The following is a 17,763-nucleotide window of genomic DNA, read 5'->3' as shown; positions in this document are numbered from 1 at the left end:
GTTCCTGCCTGTTTCCCCGCGTTTGTTGCTGTCGCGGGAAAATATGGTGACTGTTCGTTTATTGCTGAAAGAAAGGTATTAAGCCTCCAGGGGTGAATGAATAAGAAGGGTTTGAGCTTGGGAAGGGAGAGAAGGATGGATGAAATTTTGTTCGTATGATGATTTTTTAAAAGTGGAAATGCGGATCGGGGAGGTGGTGCGCGCCGAACCGTTTCCCAAAGCGCGCAAACCCGCCTATAAGTTGTGGATCGACTTTGGAGAAGAAATTGGAACCAAAAAATCGAGTGCACAAATCACCCATTTGTATTCAATTGAAGAATTGGTGGGCAAACGGGTTGTCGCGGTCGTTAATTTTCCGCCCAAACAGGTGGCTGACTTTATGTCGGAAGTCTTGGTTTTGGGGGTTGATTCAACCGAAGGCGGCGTTACCTTGCTCCGGGCGGATCATCAGGCTCCGCTTGGAACACGGGTTTACTAAGCCGTACCAATTGATTTCAAAAACGGTAAGGGAGCCTTCTTTCAACGAGAACTGGCTTCCTTTTTTATAGAAAAACGATTTTTCTCTTTTTATGCTAAAATAAATCAGTTCCCCGGATTTTGTACAGGCTGTTGCTGAAGCAGAAATGGAAAAATCAGCAAAAGGCCTCGATTAAGTGAGAGGAGGGTGGTTCATGTATCTGAAACGATTGGAGATGAGCGGTTTTAAATCGTTTGCCGATCGCACGGAGTTGGAATTTGTTCCCGGCATCACCGCGGTCGTGGGGCCAAATGGCAGCGGGAAGAGCAATGTGACGGACGGAATTCGCTGGGTTCTGGGGGAACAAAGCGCCAAATCGCTGCGGGGAAACAAGATGGAGGATGTGATTTTTGCCGGGAGCGATACCCGAAAGCCCGTCGGCTATTGTGAAGTATCCATCACCTTTGACAACAGTGACCGGCGCCTGCCGCTGGACTATGCGGAAGTAACGGTGACACGGCGGGTTTATCGTTCGGGTGAGAGCGAATATTTGCTGAACCGGCAGAGCTGCCGGCTGAAGGATATTCACGAACTGTTTCTCGATACGGGAATTGGCAAGGATGCCTACTCGATGATCGGGCAGGGAAAAATCGATGAGATCCTCAGTTCCAAGTCGGAAGACCGCCGCATTATCTTTGAGGAAGCGGCAGGGATCAGCAAATATAAAACGCGCAAGAAAGAAGCGGAAAAGAAGCTGGATAACACGGAGCAAAATCTGGCCCGCATTCACGACCTGATCCATGAGCTGGAGACGCAGGTGGAACCGCTTGCGGAACAGGCGGAGAAAGCCCAGCGGTTTAAAGAATTAAAAACAGAATTGCAAAATGTGGAAATCGGGTTATACGTACATAAAATTGAGGCGATTCATAACGAGTGGCAGCAAGCGGCACAGGAGGTTAAACAGCTGAAAGAGAACCAGGTTTCGCTGGCCGCGGAAGTGAGCACCAAAGAAGCTGCGCTCGAGGAATTAAAGGGAAAATTGCAGGAGCAGGAACAGCGATGGGAGGAAGTCCAGACGCAACTGCTTTCCGTCAGCGAAGAACTGGAGAAAGCGGAAGGCCAGAAAGAAGTGCGCATGGAGCGCGTCCGTAACCGAACCGAAACGCAGCAACACCTTCGGGAGCAGATTCGGGTTTTGGAAAGCGAATGCACCCGGCTGCGCGAGGAAGAAAACAAGGTCAAGGAGCGGCTGAAGGAAAAGAAAGAAGCGCTCCGGCATGCGGAAGACCAGCTGGCCGTTTTAAAACAGCAACTTTCCCTCTCCAGCGATGATGTGGCCAAGAGGCTGTTGGAACTGACCGAAAAGCACAACCTGCAAGGGCAGAAACTGGCGGCCCTAACCAGTGAAAAACAATATGTATCCGAGCAGCGGGAAGAACTGAGTGAACGGATTAACGCCTTGGAGGCGCAGGAGAAGCAGTACGTGCAGGAGAGGCAGGAGCAAGACAGACAGGCTGAAAAATTGTCCGTTCAGCTCAAAGAAGTGGAAGAGGATCTGAAGCAGGCGGCACAGGAAGTGCGCACGTTGGCCGGGGAGCGCACCGAGATGGAGCAGGAAGAGAAGGCTCTCACCCTGCAAAGCCGCCAAGCGGAGCAACAATTAAACCGCCTCCGTTCCAAATGGGAGTGGATGAAAGAGATGGAGGCGGAACATCAGGGCTTTATGCAGGGGGTTAAAGAGGTTTTGCGCGCCCGGGACCGCGGAATTCCGGCCCTTAAAGGAGTTCACGGCGCCGTGGCCGAGCTGATCCAGGTTCCGGCAGAGATGGAAGCAGCGATGGAAACAGCGTTGGGCGGAGCGTTGCAACATATCGTCGTGGATGATGAGGCGACAGCGCGCAGCGGGATAGTTTACTTAAAAGAAAAGCGGCTGGGGCGGGCCACTTTTTTACCGCTCGATGTCATGAGAGCTCGCTCGCTCTCCGCGGCCGAATTGGAGCGGTGCCGGTCAGTCCCCGGGTTTGTCGGAATCGCGGCCGACCTGATCCGGACGGATGAGCGTTATCGCGCCTTGATGCAAAATTTGCTTGGGCTGGTCGTCGTCACGAAAACGCTGGAGCAGGCAAACCAGATGGCGCGGACGCTTTCTTACCGCTATCGCATTGTCACGTTGGACGGTGATGTGGTAAACCCGGGCGGTTCAATGACGGGGGGGAGCAGGCAACAAAGCAAAAGCAATCTGCTCGGGCGTTCCCGTCAGTTGGAGGAATTGGAGAAACAGATAAAAGAGGCGGAACGGGTTAGTGAAAAAATCCAACAGCAATTTGCTGCCTTGAGAGAACGGAAGCAGAAGCTGGAACAGGATTGGGAACGGGTTCGCCTGCGCGGGGAGGAGAGACGCGTCAAGGAACAGGAACTGCATGGACGGGAGCGTGAACTCGCCGTGCAAAAACGGGCGGTGGAAGAGCAACTGAAAAGCATCGCCGCCGAGCGGAAACAGGCGTTGGCGAAAAATGAGCAACTCACCCGCCATTTTCAAAGACTGGAGCAGGAGATCGAGCAACTACGCAGGGAACAAACCCGCTTGGAGCAAATGATCCGCGAAGCGGAAGATCTGGCCAAACAAGCGGCCAGTGATAAAGAAGAAGCCGGAGAGCGGATGACCGAACTTCGTGTCACTGTGGCGCAGCTAAGGCAGGAACTGGCCAACCTGGAGGAAATCGGGCGCCGGCTGGCTGAAGACTACAAGCGTTCGTCCAAGCAGCTGGGCATCGCCAAAAAAGAGTGGGAGTCTTTGGGCTCTCAGCAGGAATTCAATCAGCAGGAAATGGGCCAACTGGAGCAGAGGATCAACGACCTTCGGCAGCAGAAGGAAAAGATTCAGTCCCAGCTGGCCGAAACGAGACAGTTGCGCGAAGAAACCTTGCAGCGTCGCGAACAGCAAGAAAAAGAGGTGCGCACCTTGAGCCAATCCTACCGCAAGCAGGAGAACCGGCTCCATGAGCAGGAAGTGCGCGTGAACCGCCTTGATGTGGAGTTAAATCATCTTTTGCAAAAGTTGGCCGAAGAATATGAGATCAGTTACGAACGGGCCAAACAAGAATATGAGGTCCCTGCCGAACCTGCCAAAGCGGAGCGGAGGGTTCGCTCTCTCAAATCGCAGATCACATCGTTGGGGGATGTAAACCTGGGAGCGATTGAAGAGCACAACCGTCTGATGGAACGACTCGATTTCCTGAAGACCCAGGAAGCGGATCTCCTCGAAGCCAAGGAGAAACTCTATGAAATCATCCGCCAGTTGACGGAGGAGATGGGGCGGCGTTTTCTCGAGAGTTTTGAAATGATCCGCACCGAATTTCAAGATGTATTTGTGAAGATGTTCGGCGGCGGACGCGCTGATTTGCAACTGAGCGAACCGGACAATCTGCTGGAAACGGGAATTGACATCGTCGCCCAACCGCCCGGAAAAAAACTGCAAAACCTCAATCTCCTGTCGGGCGGGGAAAGAGCGTTGGCCGCGCTGGCGCTTCTTTTTGCCGTTCTTCGCATCAAACCGGTGCCGTTCTGCGTTTTGGATGAAGTGGACGCAGCGCTCGATGAAGCCAATCTGACCCGCTATACCCATTACATGAAAGAGTTTTCCGGCAAAACGCAGTTTATCATCATCACCCACCGCAAGCACACCATGGAAGGAGCGGATGTGCTGTATGGAATTACCATGCAGGAATCGGGTGTGTCCAAACTGGTATCAGTGAAGCTGGAAGAGTATGATGGAAGTATGGAAGTTGCCAGTAGCCAGAGCTAGGAGGAACAAGATGAGTTTTTTCAGGAAATTAAAAGAGAGTGTTTCCAAAAAAACCGATTCGGTCACACAAAAATTTATGACCGGACTGAAGAAGACGAGTACGCAGTTTGTCGGGGCCATATCCGACCTGTTCGCTGGTCGCAGCAAGATCGACGAGGATCTCTATGAGGAACTGGAAGAGATTTTGATCGGTGCAGATGTCGGGGTGACAACGACAATGGAATTGACGGAGCGTCTCCGTTCGGAAGTGAAGGAGAGAAAAATCAAAGAGCCTTCGGAATTGCAGCCGCTCCTGATGGAACTGATCAGTGAAATGCTGTCGGATAAACAGAGGGAGAGCAAGTTAAACCTGAATGAAGATGGATTAACCGTTATTTTGTTTGTGGGAGTGAACGGGGTCGGAAAAACGACCACGATCGGCAAACTGGCCCACCGCTTTAAAAGCGAAGGCAAAAAAGTGGTGCTGGCGGCCGGGGACACGTTCCGCGCCGGGGCGATTGAACAGCTGGAAACCTGGGGAGAACGTGTGGGAGTTGATGTGATCAAGCATCAGGCAGGTGCTGATCCCGCGGCAGTGATCTACGACGGCATTCAGGCCGCCCGCGCGCGCAAGGCGGATATTCTGCTCTGTGATACGGCAGGCCGCCTACAAAACAAGGTGAACCTGATGGAAGAACTGAAAAAAGTATACCGCGTCGTGAAACGGGAAGTGCCTGACGGCCCGCATGAAGTGCTTCTGGTGCTTGATGCCACCACGGGACAAAATGCCCTGATCCAGGCGAAGCAATTTGGCGAAGCTGTCAATGTATCGGGCATCGTCCTGACAAAATTGGACGGCACGGCCAAAGGCGGAATTGTGATCGCCATCAATCACGAGTTAAACCTGCCGGTCAAACTGGTCGGACTCGGTGAAAAAGCGGATGACCTTCAGGACTTTGATGCCGATCAGTTTTTGCACGCCTTGTTCAAAGAAGCGATGGAAGAAGAGATGCAGGCGGAGTAATCGGCTTTTTGCAACAGGCATGGATGAGCGATCGGGCATGAGGGGAGAGGGGGTTTTTCATTCCCCCGCTTCCTTTTGGGTATTGATCAAGGAAAAAGCCTTGACATGATTATTTTCCTGGGGTATAGTATACACCTGTAAAGGTTAGCGCCTTGACGGTGCGCGGAGGTGTCTCCCGTGCTAGACCAGACAACGGAAATGAATCTGTTGTACGACTTTTATGGTTCGCTGTTGACCGAAAAGCAACGGGCCCTGCTTGAGATGTATTATGCGTTGGATTGGTCACTCGGAGAAATAGCCGAACATCAAGGTGTTTCCCGGCAAGCGGTATTTGAGGCGATCAAGCGGGCGCAAGCGACCATGTTGGATTTGGAAAACAAGCTGGGGCTTTTGCACAAGCACACAGAGCGACAACAGATTGCAGAGGAAATTTTGCGGCGCCTGGATGATGAGCCAGAAGCGCGTTCGCGAATTGAACCGCTCATTAAGAAAATGGTCGATCTTGATTAAGGGCCATGTGAGGAGGGGGCACCCATGGCATTTGAAGGACTGTCAGAGAGACTGCAATCGGTCATGCGCAAGTTGCGCGGCAAAGGAAAAGTGACGGAAGCGGATTTGAAAGAAGCGATGCGGGAAGTCCGTCTGGCGCTGTTGGAAGCAGATGTCAACTTTAAAGTTGTCAAAAGTTTCATCGACCGCGTCAAAGAACGGGCGATCGGACAGGAAGTGCTGAAAAGCTTAACCCCCGGACAGCAAGTCATCAAGGTGGTCAATGAAGAGTTGACTGCGCTGATGGGTGGGGAACAAAGCAAACTGGTTCAATCCGCAAATCCGCCGACGAAGATCATGATGGTCGGTCTCCAAGGTGCCGGTAAAACGACCACTTCTGGCAAATTGGTACGTTATCTGCAAAAGCAAAACCGCCGCGCTCTCCTGGTGGCTGCAGACGTCTACCGCCCTGCGGCGATCAGGCAGTTGGAAATTTTGGGCGCGGATTTAAATACACCCGTTTTTTCCCTTGGGGATAAAGAGGATCCCGTTGTCATCGCACAGCGCGGTGTCGCCAAGGCGAAAGAAGAAAATTTGGATTACGTAATCATCGACACTGCGGGCCGCCTTCACGTCGATCAGGAAATGATGGACGAGTTGAAGCGGATTCGTGAGCAGGTGGAGCCCGATGAGATTTTGCTGGTCGTCGATGCGATGACCGGTCAGGATGCCGTCAATGTGGCAGAAACGTTCCACAGCGAACTGGGGCTCACCGGGGTGGTTTTGACCAAGTTGGACGGTGATACCCGCGGGGGTGCAGCCCTTTCCGTCAAAGCGGTCACCCAGTGCCCGATCAAATTTGTCGGCTTGGGCGAAAAAACCGATGCCCTTGAACCTTTTTATCCGGATCGCATGGCTTCCCGCATCCTGGGCATGGGCGACGTGCTCACCCTGATTGAAAAAGCGCAGGCAGCAGTTGATGCTGAGAAAGCAAAAGAGCTTGAACGAAAGATGCGCACGCTCTCATTTACGTTTGACGATTTTTTGGATCAGCTGCAGCAGGTTCGCAAGATGGGCCCGCTGGAAGACATGCTTGCCATGCTGCCGGGAGCCGGCCAGATCAAAGGGTTGAAAAACCTGCAAGTCGATGAGAAGCAGCTTTCCAGGGTCGAAGCGATTATCCGCTCGATGACCCCGCAGGAAAAAGAGAATCCTGAAATCATCAATGCCAGCCGGCGAAAACGGATTGCCAACGGCAGCGGCACGACGGTTCAGGATGTCAACCGCCTGTTGAAGCAATTTAATGACATGAAAAAAATGATGAAACAATTTTCGCAGATGAGCAAAGGCGGAAAAAGGAAAAAACGAGGCTTCCGTTTTCCGTTTATGCAATAGATGAAACCTTGTGCAGGAGGTGAAAAAAGATGGCAGTGAAAATCCGTTTAAGACGCATGGGAGCAAAAAAAGCCCCGTTTTACCGCGTCGTTGTGGCTGACTCTCGTGCACCGCGCGATGGCCGTTCCATCGATGAGATCGGATACTACAATCCGACAACTCAACCGGCCACGGTGAAAATTGACGAGGAAAAAGCCCTGAAATGGCTCGCTAACGGTGCACAACCTTCCGATACGGTACGCAGCTTGTTCCGCCAGGAAGGCATTTTGCAAAAAGTGCATGAGCAAAAACATCAAAAATAAGACTTCTGGGCATACCCTGGAGGATTATAAGCGATGAAAGAACTGATTGAATACATGGTGACGGCGCTGGTGGATCATCCGAAGCAAGTAAACGTCAGTGAACGAACAACCGAAGACGGCATCGTTTACGAGCTGTCGGTGGCGAAAGAGGATTTGGGCAAAGTGATCGGGCGACAAGGCCGGGTGATCAGAGCGATTCGCACGGTTGTAAGGGCAACAGCATGGAAGGAGAAGCAACGCGTATGGGTGAAAATCGTTTGAATCACAGAAAAGGCGGGGATTTCGGCTCCGGGTACTTGAATGTGGGCCGTATCGTCGGAACCCACGGTATTCGCGGTGAAGTTCGCGTTCTGTGCGATACCGACTTTCCCGAGCTGCGTTTTGCTCCAGGGAATCGGCTGTTGCTCCTCCGGTCTGATCTTAATGAGCCTTTGCCGCTGACTGTGGAAAAAAGCCGTCCGCATAAATCCGCACTGCTGGTGAAGTTTCAGGAGTGGAACAGCATTAACGAGGCTGAAGTTTACAAAAACAGCCGGCTGGTCGTTCCAAAAGAGGACTTGGCTCCGCTCAACGAAGAGGAAGGCGAGTTCTACTTTCACCAGATCATCGGATGTGAGGTAATCACCACGGAAGGCAGGAAGATCGGCAAGGTTAAAGAAATTTTGCCTCTGCCGGCCAACGATGTGTGGGTTGTTCGTTCTGATGATCAGGATAAGGAGATTTTGCTCCCCTATATTGAGCCGATCGTGAAGGATGTAGACCTCCAGCGGCAACAGATTACTATTCAGTGGATGGAAGGATTGGATTAATGTGGCAAAGATCCGTTTTGACGTGCTCACCCTTTTTCCGGAGATGTTTACCGGCTTCTTGCAATCGAGCATCATCAAACGAGCACATGAAAAAGGATTGATCGCAACCAATCTCATCAACTTCCGGGAATATGCAACCGATAAACACCGCACGGTTGATGATACCCCTTACGGGGGCGGCGGGGGGATGGTGTTGAAGCCGGAACCGCTGTTTGCTGCCGTTGATGATATTCTCGCACAAGTTGATGAACGTCCACCTGTAATCCTGATGTCGCCACAGGGTGTGCCTTTCACCCAGGCAAAGGCGGAGGAGCTGGCACGCCATTCTCATCTCGTTCTGCTCTGCGGCCATTACGAAGGTTATGATGAGCGGATCCGCCAACACCTGGTGACGGATGAGATCTCGATTGGCGATTATGTTCTGACTGGCGGCGAATTGCCGGCCATGGTGCTCATGGACAGCGTCAGCCGCTTGATTTCCGGTGTGCTGGGCAATGAATCCTCGGCTGTGGATGATTCCTTTTCCAGCGGTTTGCTCGAATATCCGCAATATACCCGCCCGCCTGAATTTCGGGGAATGAAAGTACCGGATGTTCTGTTATCCGGCCATCATGCCCGGATTGAACAATGGCGGCGTGAGCAATCCTTGCTTCGCACATGGCAGCGGCGGCCGGATCTGTTGAGAACGGCGGCTCTGACGGAAGAGGATCGCGCATTTTTGCGGGAATTGGAGCGTAAGTATTCCCATGAACAGTAATTGTATTCAATCAGGTCGTGTGTTACAATATTCTCCGTCTATCCGCCCGTGAAGTGCGGAGAAATGCGGAGTTGAAGATTCTTGATGAGAAAGGGGGTTTGTGAGGCATGCGTCCGATCATTCGTGAAATTACGGAAGAACAATTGAAAAAAGATATCCCCCAATTCCGTGCCGGGGACACTCTTCGTGTGCACGTGAGAGTAAAAGAGGGACAACGCGAACGTATTCAGGTATTTGAAGGCGTTGTGATCCAACGTCGTGGCGGGGGCATTTCCGAGACGTTTACCGTGCGCAAGATTTCCTATGGTGTAGGGGTTGAACGTACATTCCCGTTGCATTCGCCGCGCATTGAAAAAATCGAAGTGATCCGCCGCGGTAAAGTTCGCCGTGCGAAACTGTACTATCTGCGTAAACTTCGCGGTAAAGCAGCGCGCATTAAGGAAATTCACTAATATACCATTGGGTTTGAAGGGCTTGGACGGGTTCAAGCCCTTTCTTCGCATCTATCTATGTTTCTGCCAAGTGGAGGGAAGCAAATGGATGAATTTGTCCCTCGTTCAGAACAGTCCCTGCAACCGGATCAGAAAAACGGCAAAAAGAAAATATTGGATTGGGCAAAAGCAATTTTGCTGGCGCTGATTTTAGCCGTTCTCATTCGCATGTTTGTGTTTGAACCGTTTCCGGCCCTTCCATGCAGGATACCTTGTTTACGGGCGATTTGGTGATGGTGGATAAATTGATCTACGACTTTCGTGAACCGCACCGGGGTGAGGTGGTTGTGTTTCACGCCCCGGAACAGCAGGATTTTATCAAACGCGTGATCGCCCTGCCAGGAGAGACAATCGAGGCAAAGAACAATAAAATTTTCATTAACGGCAAAATGATCAATGAACCCTACATATCCGAAGATAACCGGACACTTGATTTTGATCAGGTAAAAGTGCCTCCCGGCGATGTGTTTGTGATGGGAGACAATCGCATCAACAGCAAGGACAGCAGGGATATCGGCCCTGTTCCGATCTCGAAGATCGTCGGTCGGGCGGAGTTTGTTTACTATCCATTTGATCACATCCAGTTTTTATGGTAAAAATCAAATAACAGACTGCTGCGGAAAGAGCTTGAAACCATCCGCTCCGGATTGTGATATCAAGCTCTTTTCTCCTTTACGAAAACCTGGTTCATGCAGCGGGAATATCGGGTCTGTAGAATGAAGAAGGTGACTGACAGTTGACGATTCAATGGTTTCCGGGGCATATGGCGAAAGCGCGCAGGCAAGTGGAAGAAAAATTGAAGCTGGTGGATATCGTCTTCGAATTATTGGACGGCCGCTTGCCTCTCTCGAGCCGAAACCCGATGATGGATGAGATTCTCAAACAAAAACCGCGGCTAATTCTGTTCACAAAAAGCGATTTGGCGGATGAGAAGGCGACCGGGCGCTGGACCGATTATTTTCGGGAGCGGGGTTTGACTGTTTTGCCGATTGACGCACAGACGGGAAAAGGGGTGAAGCAAATCATTCCCGCCAGTGAGCGTCTGCTGGCGCCCCTGTTTGCGCAGAGGGAGAAAAAAGGAATTCAGTCGCGAAAATTTCGTGCGATGGTGGTGGGGATTCCCAATGTCGGCAAATCTTCGCTGATTAATCGTCTGGCCAGGCGAACTGCGACGGTGACGGGCGACCGCCCCGGAGTAACCAAGGCGCAACAATGGATTCGGGTGGGAAAAACCTTGGAATTACTCGATACCCCGGGGATTTTGTGGCCCAAGTTCGATGATCCCGAAGTGGGTTACCGCCTGGCCGCCAGCGGTGCGATCAAAGAGGAGATCTTGCCTCTGGAAGATGTCGCACTTTATACCATCCGCTTTTTAAAAGAGCGTTATCCGGAAGCACTGCGCAAACGTTATAACCTGAACGAAGTTTCCGCTGCGGATGGCGTCCAACTGATGGAGATGATCGGAAGGAAACGGGGTTGTCTGATTCGCGGAGGAGAGATCGACTATGAAAAAGTAGCGGAGATTCTCCTGAATGACCTGCGTTCGGGACGGCTTGGGCAGATTACGTTGGAGTTGCCGGAAGACCTGCAGAAAAAGGAGGAAACGGATGAAGGGAACGATAGCGGAGATTAAGGCTTGGCTGAAATCCCAAGAGACGATTTCCGGAGCGGAGCTTGAAGCCCTGTTGCAAGATTCACGGGCGGGTGTGCGTCAACTCGCTCGTTCCTGCATAAAAGAACAAGAACGAAGAGAAAAAGAACGCGCACGGTTGGATGCGATGTGGAAATATGAGCGCGAATGCCGCGCCCGGGGGATAAAATGGATTGCCGGGGTGGATGAAGCGGGCAGGGGACCGTTGGCTGGTCCGGTTGTTGCCGCTGCCGTGATTTTGCCGGCCGATTTTCCCGTGGAAGGTTTAAATGATTCAAAACAGCTGACGGCAAAAGAACGAAATGTGTTAAAACAACGGATCGAGCAGAAAGCGATTGCAATCGGCATCGGGTTGGTCGATGTCGCGTACATAGACCGGCATAATATTTTGCAGGCGACATATGAAGCGATGCGGACGGCGATTCGGCAATTGGAACCGGTGCCGGAAATAATTTTGGCCGATGCCGTGACCATTCCCAGCATTTCCATCAATCAGCAGAGAATTGTCAAGGGAGACGCTCTCAGCCATTCGATTGCCGCCGCCTCCGTCATTGCCAAAACGACCAGGGATGAATGGATGATTGAAGCGGCCCGAAAATATCCGGAATACGGTTTTGACCAAAACATGGGGTATGGAACCCCGGAGCATCTGGAGGCACTCAGGAAATGGGGACCGACTCCGTTACATCGCCGCAGTTTTGCCCCGGTTCGTGAATGGTTTACGGAAAATGAGATGACGCTGGCCATGGCCGGGGAGGAAAGATGAAAGACCGGCGCAAGGAAGTAGGGCGGATGGGGGAAAAGCTGGCTGCGGACATGTTGCGGGATAAAGGATATGAGATTGTGGAGCGCAATTGGGCCAGCCGCCTTGGGGAATTGGATTTGATCACGCAAAAGGACGGACAATTGGTGATCGTGGAAGTTCGCACGACTTGTGGCGGAAAATACGGTTACGGTTTTCAGTCGGTAGATGTGCGCAAGCAACAGAAAGTGCGGCGTTTGGCCATTCAGTACATTCAACGGAAGCAGCTGGGGCACATGCCGGTGCGTTTTGACGTCGTCTCCGTCCTGTTGAACCGGGAGTTGTTGCCGCTGCAAATCGATCATATTGAAGGAGCTTTTTGAAGGAAGACAACCTCTTTTCCGGCAGGAGAGGTTGTCTTTTTTTGTGAAAGTGTTTTGCCGCAGCATGACGGCGCTCACCTGACTCTCCCGGGTTCCTGCTGGTCTCCGCTCCTGAATTGATTTGGTTTTTCTTCCCTCGCCCCGAAAGGTGATGTTTGTTTTTGTTTAATCCCTTTTTTGGGAATAACTTTTTTACAGAAATTGCACACTATGAATATAGAGAAGATCAAGGATGTAAGGAGGGAAAAAGGATGGGAAAACTTGAGCGCTACGGAGACCGTGGAGGTTTCCCCGATCCGTTCGCTTATCCGTTGGCACAGATCCATTCCGAAATAAACCGGGCGTTTGAACGCTTTTTTGAGAACCCTGCCTGGACGCATCCCATGGCGATGATGCCGGCGATCAATATGAAAGATGACGGGAACCAATATCAAATTGAGGCGGAAATGCCCGGAATTGAGGAAAAGGACGTTGAGATTGAAGTACATGGACGTCAACTGACGATTAAAGGGGAACGTACACAGGAAGAGAGAAAACAAGGCGAACGAATGTACATCTCCGAACGAAGATACGGTTCTTTCCACCGGACGGTGACACTTCCGGAAGATGCCAATCTCGATCACATCACGGCCGATTATGAAAACGGCGTCTTGCTGATCACGGTTCCAAAAGTTCCGGGAAAAGAGCCGAGGAAGATCAGAATCAACCGCAACCGGCGCTCATGACAGAAGCACTTCCAATTCGGAAAGCGGGCGGAAATCGGAAACGCCGTACTCTGGTGAAGAGGATGGGTGTTTTTCTGCCGGAATTTTTGCGACGAAGGAGCCGGGAACAAGCGGCAAGAAGGAAACAAGCTGAAGCACCTCTGCGTTTGAGGTGCTCTTTTTCAGATCAACAGGTGGAACAATTGTTCGTCTTTATTGATCTCCAGATAGGAGATTCCCTTGTTATTCATCCGTTCAATCAAAGGGGCATAATCTTCCCGATGTTTCAATTCGATTCCCACCAGGGCCGGGCCGTTATCTTTGTTATTTTTCTTCGTGTACTCAAAGCGGGTAATATCATCGTTCTCCCCCAGCACATCATCTAAAAATTCGCGTAATGCACCGGCGCGCTGCGGAAAATTGATGATGAAATAATGCTTGAGCCCTTCATAGATCAAGGAGCGTTCTTTGATCTCCTGCATGCGTTCGATATCATTATTGCCACCGCTGACAATGCAGACCACGTTTTTTCCCCGGATTTTATCTTTATAAAAATCGAGTGCGGCAATGGATAATGCACCCGCAGGTTCTGCCACAATCGCATGGCGGTTGTAAAGATGAAGGATGGTGCTACATACCTTTCCTTCAGGGACCGCGACAATGTCATCCACATGTTCCTGGCAAATTTTAAAAGTTAAATTGCCGACCTTTTGCACGGCTGCCCCATCGACGAACGGGTTGATCTGTGCCAGCGGAACCACTTCGCCCGCTGCAAAGGATTGCTTCATTCCGGCGGCCCCTTCCGGTTCGACCCCGATCACTTTTGTATCCGGATTTACGCTTTTTATGTAGGAACTGACCCCCGCCGCAAGTCCGCCACCGCCTATCGCCACAAACACATAATCGGGAGGCTGATTCATGTCGTTCAAAATTTCAATCCCGATCGTGCCCTGCCCCACAATCGTCCGGTAATCGTCAAACGGGTGAATAAAGGCCATATTTTCCTCTGTGGCGCACGCGACCGCCTGGTTAAAAGAGTCATCAAAGGTGTCTCCCGTCAAAATGATCTCGACATATTCACCTCCGTAATGTTTAACCTGGGAAATCTTCTGTCTGGGTGTCGTCGTCGGCATAAATATTTTGCCCCTGATTTTCAGCATGTGGCAGGAATAGGCCACCCCTTGTGCATGATTGCCTGCACTGGCACAGACAACGCCCCGTCCCAGCTCCTCGCTGGACAAGCGGCAAATCGTATGATAAGCGCCGCGGATTTTAAAGGAGCGAATCACTTGCTGATCTTCCCGTTTCAGGTAAAGATTGCAGCCATATTGCTCCGAGAGTAACGTGTTTTTCTCCAGAGGTGTTTTATTTAACACTTCTTTCAATGTTTGATGGGCAATAATAATATCCTCAATTTTTACTTTTCCCATATGACTACATCCTTTGCTATTTTTCTAATTGATAGATAATTTTAGCACAGGAAATTCTGATTGCAAGGGTTTCTTTGGAGATGGTGCTGAACAATCCCGGAAAAGCAGAAGGAGATTGTCGAGAGAGCACGAAAAAAGGAAGTATCCAAATATTTCCGGGGGAATAAAGATGTACGCAAAAATGGTAAGTGCCAGTGTATTTGGCATTGACGGACTGATCGTCGAAGTGGAAGTCGACATAAGCAACGGTCTGCCGGCTTTTGAAATTGTCGGATTGCCGGATTCGGCAGTCAGGGAAGCGAGGGACCGCGTTCGGGCAGCCGTAAAAAACAGCGGTGTCAGCTTCCCGTTGCAACGGATTACTACGAATTTGGCTCCTGCAGATATAAAGAAAGAAGGTTGGTTTTGATCTGGCGATTGCCATTGGTGTGCTGATCGCCAGTGAACAGTTAAAACCGGAAGTTTCCATGGATCGCATGTTGCTCGTCGGTGAATTGGCCTTGGACGGTTCATTGAGGCCGCTCAACGGCATTTTGCCGATGGTGATGGCGGCGAAGGAAGCGGGAATCGAACAAGTGATGTTGCCGCTGGCCAACAGCGAGGAAGGGGCTTTGGTCGACGGAATGAGGGTACTGCCGGTTGAATCGTTGCAGCAGGCGATCCGATTTTTCCGCGGGGAGTGGCAGCCGGATTGGCAACCGCAAACCAAGGAGCAGGAAGAAAGTTCGTTTCCGCATGATTTTGCCGATGTGCAGGGACAAGCCCATGTGAAACGGGCGATGGAAGTGGCGGCGGCCGGCGGTCATAATCTTTTGCTCATCGGACCGCCGGGATCGGGAAAAACGATGCTGGCACGCAGAATTCCCTCCATTTTACCCAATATGAGCTTGCAAGAGGCATTGGAAGTCACCAAAATTTGCAGTATTGCCGGACTTACGGCTGACCGGGGCCGATTGATCCGGGAACGCCCTTTTCGCTCTCCTCACCATACCATATCCCAGGCAGGGCTGGTCGGGGGTGGGGCAATTCCGAAACCGGGTGAAGTCAGCCTTGCCCATCGCGGTGTGCTGTTTCTGGACGAGTTGCCCGAGTTTTCGAAGTCTGCGCTGGAGGTGCTGCGCCAACCGCTGGAGGATCACGAAGTAACCGTTGGGCGGGCCCGTGCTGTCTTTACATTTCCTGCGGAGTTCATGCTGGTGGCTTCGATGAATCCGTGTCCTTGCGGTTACTTTGGTTATGAAGAAGACCGCTCCTGCACCTGTACACCGCATCAGGTGGGCCGGTACCGCTCCAAAATTTCCGGTCCGCTGCTTGACCGCATCGACATTCACATCGAAGTGCCCAAAGTGGATTATAAGACGTTGATCCCCGGTCAGAGGAGAATCCTCGGCAGAAATACGCAAACGTGTAAACCAGGCGCGCGAGATTCAACAGGAACGGTACAAAGGGAGGGGAGGGATCTCCAACAGCAGCATGAGCCCGGACGATATAAGCCGCTATTGCCGGCTGGATGCTCCCTCCCGTCAGATCCTGAAGCAAGCATTCGACACCCTTGGCTTAAGCGCCCGGGCCCATGACCGCATCCTCAAGGTGGCCCGTACCATTGCTGACTTGGCCGGTAACGAAATGATTCAAATGGAACACATCGCCGAGGCGATTCAGTACCGGACACTGGACCGGAAGTTTTGGGAATGATTTGTCTCAGACAAAGAGATTGGCTAAAAGAGGTTTAGCTTGTTTCCTGGTATTATAAATGAACAACGAATGATGACAGTTTCTCAAGCCTCAGGTGCCTCAGTTCGATGAGCGGGGGATGGAGAGCGGAGTTGTGAGTCTATCTTGACACACTCTCCGCTTTTTAATCAGAGCGCCTCCATAAAAAAGCAAGTTTTCAAGCAATTCAAGCCGGCTCAGATGCCACCTCATTATCATGGAGATTCAGCTCTACAAGCCAGGAACACAAAAGTGTTTGCGATTAACTTGAAGCTTCAATGAATATGGATAAGCACAACCATGTTGATGCTGGCTAATCAATCGTCGGTTACGTTTTGGACGACTGTCAATGATTATGGTGCTGCAGGAACAACTGCTTTCTACTATTTAACTATTGACATAAAAAATTACTATACAAAAATACAAAACGAATGGGGGGATAGACTTGAGAAAATTATTTAATAAAAAATATTTATTATTTTTCTATTAGCATTTGTTTGTGTGGGTATTTTGGGGGGGCGGCTCAGCTTTAGCCGATGGGAACAGTTTTAACATTCCTCACGTAAATGATCATTTTGACAAGGTCAAGCAAGGGCCGCCACCAACGAAAGAGACTCCCGACACTTCAACTTCCCAAGAGGAAAAAGAGCACGGATCCGGGAATTGGTTTACAAAAGCATGGAATTGGACGAAGGAAACCGTCTCCATTGCCTGGAATAAAACAAAAGAATTCTGTTCCGAATCATGGGACTGGATATGTAAGGTCTGTGGCCAGATCACAAAAGTCGTTGTAGATGGGTTGTCTTCTGCATGGAATTGGATTAAGGATAATATCGTCACCATTGGATTAACGGTCGGGATCATCGTGTTGGCCATTGCGGCTGTGCTCTTGATTGTTTTTGGTAGCGAATTCGTGCTTGGTGCGCTCGTAATCTCAGGAGAAACGCTGGGAGAAGGGATTCTGGCCGGTATTGTCATCAGTGGTCTTTTTTCCTGGCTTTCAGGAAATGATTTTTTTGGAACAGAAATGCTCTCAGATATGTTTTTTGGAGGTTTGTCCGGAGGCATTGGGGGAGCTATCGGCTCCTGGGTATCCTCAAGTGTTGCCGGATCGGGCTTTGTTTCCTGGCTTGGTTCAAGGATTTCCTTGTTAAGAGAAGCCTTTCCCAAAATTCTGGGTGGAGCAGCAGGCGGCGGGGCAGGTCAATCTCTTTTTGATTGGTTTAAGACCGGGAAGGTGAATCTCCGAAATACGTTTGTTGCGACCGTCTTTGGTGGATTCTTTGCACTTACGGGCTGGTCCATTTCTAACCATACAGGCCCGATCCTTTCCAAAATCAATGAAATTCCGATCCCGAAACTTGAGGTAGGCGTATAGACGCATCGGGAATGAAAATCCCAACCATTGGTTTTGGTAAAATAACCGTTGGAGATACTGAATTCGGTGCGTGGTTGCAGAAGTTTCCTTCTAATGGCGAGGGTAAGGGGACGGGTAAACCTACGAAATTTAAATTTGATTTTGCTAAAGCGCGTAAAGAAGGAATTAAGAGAATTGAAGATGAGTTTGGTGGGGTAAATGAGAACGTTGCAAACAGTAAAGCAATACTTAAAGTTAAGTCCGTATAATTGTGT

The 17,763-nt window shown here is 50.8% G+C and carries 19 protein-coding genes and 1 pseudogene; 19 read left to right on the top strand and 1 reads right to left on the bottom strand.

Annotated elements, in window-relative coordinates:
* Positions 1-139: 139 nt before the first annotated feature.
* From JG50_RS0103630 to JG50_RS0103560, 16 genes are all read left to right on the top strand, one after another.
* On the top strand, positions 140-478 hold the full coding sequence (locus tag JG50_RS0103630) for a tRNA-binding protein (RefSeq protein WP_033099758.1): 339 nt from the start codon (positions 140-142) through the stop codon (positions 476-478).
* A 193-nt stretch (positions 479-671) separates the two neighbouring features.
* The gene (smc, locus tag JG50_RS0103625; RefSeq protein ID WP_033099757.1) at positions 672-4,262 is read left to right on the top strand and encodes a chromosome segregation protein SMC; all 3,591 of its coding nucleotides are present in this window, start codon (positions 672-674) and stop codon (positions 4,260-4,262) included.
* A 10-nt stretch (positions 4,263-4,272) separates the two neighbouring features.
* Entirely contained in the window at positions 4,273-5,265 is a 993-nt protein-coding gene (ftsY, locus tag JG50_RS0103620; RefSeq protein ID WP_033099756.1) for a signal recognition particle-docking protein FtsY, read from the top strand.
* A gap of 177 nt (positions 5,266-5,442) precedes the next feature.
* Positions 5,443-5,775 carry a YlxM family DNA-binding protein gene (ylxM, locus tag JG50_RS0103615; protein ID WP_033099755.1) on the top strand — a complete coding sequence of 111 codons (333 nt, stop codon included), beginning with the start codon at positions 5,443-5,445 and terminating at the stop codon, positions 5,773-5,775.
* A 24-nt stretch (positions 5,776-5,799) separates the two neighbouring features.
* Complete coding sequence (gene ffh, locus JG50_RS0103610) at positions 5,800-7,149, top strand: signal recognition particle protein (RefSeq protein ID WP_033099754.1); 1,350 nt, start codon at positions 5,800-5,802, stop codon at positions 7,147-7,149.
* A gap of 29 nt (positions 7,150-7,178) precedes the next feature.
* Positions 7,179-7,451 (top strand): 30S ribosomal protein S16, encoded by a 273-nt coding sequence (gene rpsP, locus JG50_RS0103605; RefSeq protein ID WP_033099753.1) that lies wholly within the window; start codon positions 7,179-7,181, stop codon positions 7,449-7,451.
* Between the two features lie 33 nt (positions 7,452-7,484).
* A complete protein-coding gene (locus tag JG50_RS0103600) occupies positions 7,485-7,712 on the top strand; it encodes a KH domain-containing protein (protein ID WP_033099752.1) in 228 nt (75 codons plus the stop codon).
* Positions 7,694-8,260, top strand: coding sequence for a ribosome maturation factor RimM (gene rimM / locus JG50_RS0103595; protein ID WP_052153968.1), 567 nt, complete (start codon positions 7,694-7,696; stop codon positions 8,258-8,260). The genes JG50_RS0103600 and rimM overlap by 19 nt, the downstream gene beginning before the upstream one ends.
* Before the next feature lie 10 nt (positions 8,261-8,270).
* Complete coding sequence (trmD, locus tag JG50_RS0103590) at positions 8,271-9,017, top strand: tRNA (guanosine(37)-N1)-methyltransferase TrmD (protein ID WP_033099781.1); 747 nt, start codon at positions 8,271-8,273, stop codon at positions 9,015-9,017.
* 107 nt (positions 9,018-9,124) lie between these two features.
* Positions 9,125-9,469 carry a 50S ribosomal protein L19 gene (gene rplS / locus JG50_RS0103585; protein ID WP_033099751.1) on the top strand — a complete coding sequence of 115 codons (345 nt, stop codon included), beginning with the start codon at positions 9,125-9,127 and terminating at the stop codon, positions 9,467-9,469.
* Positions 9,470-9,553: 84 nt separating this feature from the next.
* A complete protein-coding gene (locus JG50_RS20615; RefSeq protein WP_235281602.1) occupies positions 9,554-9,742 on the top strand; it encodes a hypothetical protein in 189 nt (62 codons plus the stop codon).
* The gene (gene lepB / locus JG50_RS18065) at positions 9,742-10,104 is read left to right on the top strand and encodes a signal peptidase I (protein ID WP_235281599.1); all 363 of its coding nucleotides are present in this window, start codon (positions 9,742-9,744) and stop codon (positions 10,102-10,104) included. Before JG50_RS20615 ends, lepB begins: the two co-directional genes overlap by 1 nt.
* Positions 10,105-10,244: 140 nt before the next feature.
* Positions 10,245-11,141 carry a ribosome biogenesis GTPase YlqF gene (gene ylqF / locus JG50_RS0103575; RefSeq protein ID WP_033099750.1) on the top strand — a complete coding sequence of 299 codons (897 nt, stop codon included), beginning with the start codon at positions 10,245-10,247 and terminating at the stop codon, positions 11,139-11,141.
* A complete protein-coding gene (locus JG50_RS0103570; protein WP_033099749.1) occupies positions 11,116-11,925 on the top strand; it encodes a ribonuclease HII in 810 nt (269 codons plus the stop codon). The genes ylqF and JG50_RS0103570 overlap by 26 nt, the downstream gene beginning before the upstream one ends.
* The gene (locus tag JG50_RS0103565; protein WP_033099748.1) at positions 11,922-12,284 is read left to right on the top strand and encodes a YraN family protein; all 363 of its coding nucleotides are present in this window, start codon (positions 11,922-11,924) and stop codon (positions 12,282-12,284) included. Before JG50_RS0103570 ends, JG50_RS0103565 begins: the two co-directional genes overlap by 4 nt.
* A 251-nt stretch (positions 12,285-12,535) precedes the next feature.
* The gene (locus tag JG50_RS0103560) at positions 12,536-13,009 is read left to right on the top strand and encodes an Hsp20/alpha crystallin family protein (RefSeq protein WP_052153967.1); all 474 of its coding nucleotides are present in this window, start codon (positions 12,536-12,538) and stop codon (positions 13,007-13,009) included.
* A 161-nt stretch (positions 13,010-13,170) separates the two neighbouring features.
* Here the strand turns inward: JG50_RS0103560 and ilvA are convergent, their stop codons facing one another.
* The gene (gene ilvA / locus JG50_RS0103555) at positions 13,171-14,418 is read right to left on the bottom strand and encodes a threonine ammonia-lyase IlvA (protein WP_033099747.1); all 1,248 of its coding nucleotides are present in this window, start codon (positions 14,416-14,418) and stop codon (positions 13,171-13,173) included.
* 169 nt (positions 14,419-14,587) lie between these two features.
* Here ilvA and JG50_RS18060 point away from each other — a divergent pair.
* The 3 genes and pseudogenes from JG50_RS18060 (at position 14,588) to JG50_RS0103540 (ending at position 17,757) form a co-directional block, all read left to right on the top strand.
* A pseudogene (locus JG50_RS18060) lies at positions 14,588-16,113 on the top strand (YifB family Mg chelatase-like AAA ATPase).
* Between the two features lie 511 nt (positions 16,114-16,624).
* Entirely contained in the window at positions 16,625-17,509 is an 885-nt protein-coding gene (locus JG50_RS0103545; protein ID WP_152568471.1) for a hypothetical protein, read from the top strand.
* An 11-nt stretch (positions 17,510-17,520) separates the two neighbouring features.
* The gene (locus JG50_RS0103540; protein WP_033099745.1) at positions 17,521-17,757 is read left to right on the top strand and encodes a hypothetical protein; all 237 of its coding nucleotides are present in this window, start codon (positions 17,521-17,523) and stop codon (positions 17,755-17,757) included.
* The last annotated feature ends 6 nt before the right edge of the window (positions 17,758-17,763 follow it).

Source organism: Thermoactinomyces daqus, assembly GCF_000763315.1.
GTDB lineage: Bacteria > Bacillota > Bacilli > Thermoactinomycetales > Thermoactinomycetaceae > Thermoactinomyces_A > Thermoactinomyces_A daqus.
The sequence above is the reverse complement of the archived record's forward strand: the minus strand, read 5'-3'. Positions and strand labels throughout refer to the sequence as shown.